The organism is Streptomyces pyxinae, from assembly GCF_024756275.1.
Lineage (GTDB): Bacteria > Actinomycetota > Actinomycetes > Streptomycetales > Streptomycetaceae > Streptomyces > Streptomyces pyxinae.
The window spans coordinates 1-1,653 of the sequence record NZ_JANUGQ010000061.1 but is presented as its reverse complement, the minus strand read 5'-3'; the positions used below and the strand labels follow the sequence as shown (position 1 = coordinate 1,653).

Genomic DNA, 1,653 nt, shown 5'->3' with positions numbered 1-1,653 from the left:
CCCAGACACCCCTGCGCCAGCGCGCTCAGCACGCCCCCGGGCCCGACCTCCACGAAGGTGGTGACCCCCAGCTCATGCAGCGTGCGTACCCCGTCCGCGAAGCGCACCGCCTCCCGCACATGCCGGACCCAGTAGTCGGCGGTGTACTCCTCGATGAGCCGACCGGTCACATTGGAGACGACTGGAATCCCGGGCCGCTCGAAACGCAATCCCTCGGCCACCCGGGCGAACTCCGCGAGCATCGGCTCCATCAACGACGAATGGAAGGCATGACTCACCTTCAGCCGGGAAGTCTTCCGCCCCAGCGCGGCGAACCCACCCGCGACGGCCAGTACGGCATCCTCGTCACCGGAGATCACCACCGCAGAAGGCCCGTTGACCGCCGCGACACTCACCCCCTCGGTGAGCGCCGACAGCACCTCCTCCTCCGTCGCCTCCACCGCCACCATCGCCCCGCCACCCGGCAGCGCCTCCATCAACCGGGCACGCGCCGACACCAGGGCCGCCGCATCCTCCAGCGACAACACCCCCGCCACATGAGCGGCAGCGATCTCCCCCACCGAATGACCCGCCACGAAGTCCGGCCGGACACCCCACGACTCCAACAACCGGAACAGCGCCACCTCAACCGCGAACAGAGCGGGCTGAGCCGACCCCGTCTGATTCAGGGTGCCGGCGGCGACATCGACCGGCGCGTCCAGGTGCGCGCACACCTCGTCGTACGCCTCCGCGAAGACCGGGTACGCGCTGTACAACTCGCGCCCCATGCCGATCCGCTGCGAGCCCTGCCCCGAGAAGAGGAAGCCGGTCGTTCCTCCGGCGGCCCGCCCCAACAGCACCCGGGGGGAAGGAATCCCCTCGGCCAACTCGGTGAGTCCCAGCAGTAGTTCCTCCCGGCTCTCCCCCACGACCGTGCCCCGGTGACGCAGGGCGGCGCGGGTGGTGGCCAGCGACAGCCCGAGGTCCGCCGGCCCGCCCGCTCCCGCCGCTCCCGCCGCTCCCTGTGCGACGGGCAGCAACCGGGCCGCCTGGGCCCGCAGGGCCGCGTCGCTCCGAGCGGAGAGCACCCAGGGCAGGGGTCCGTCGGCCGGGGTAATCACGGGCTGCTCGGCCGGAGCTTCCACCGGCTGCTGGGCCGGGGCCTCCACCGGCCGTTGGGCCAGGGCCTCCACGGGCTGCTGGGCCGGGATGGGTGGGGCCTGTTCGATGATGGTGTGGGCGTTGGTGCCGCTGACGCCGAAGGAGGAGACCGCCGCCCGGCGGGGACGGCCCGCCTCCGGCCACTCCATCGCCTCGGTCAGCAGCCGGACTTCACCGGCCGACCAGTCCACATGCGGTGAGGGCTCCGCCGCGTGCAGGGTGCGCGGCAGCAGGCCGTGGCGCATCGCCATCACCATCTTGATGACACCGCCGATGCCCGCCGCCGCCTGAGTGTGGCCGATGTTGGACTTCAGCGAGCCGAGCCAGAGCGGCCGGCCCTCCGGCCGCTCCTGCCCATAGGTCGCGATCAGCGCCTGGGCCTCGATCGGGTCACCCAGCGTCGTCCCCGTGCCATGCCCTTCCACCGCGTCGACCTGGGCGGGGGACAGCCCGGCGGAGGCCAGGGCCTGGCGGATGACCCGCTGCTGAGCGGGGCCGTTGGGGGCGGTGAGG

Annotated in this window: 1 protein-coding gene; it reads right to left on the bottom strand. The window is 72.5% G+C overall.

The features are described from left to right. A partial coding sequence (locus NX801_RS30555; RefSeq protein WP_258791220.1) for a type I polyketide synthase occupies window positions 1–1,653 on the bottom strand: 1,653 nt, incomplete at both ends.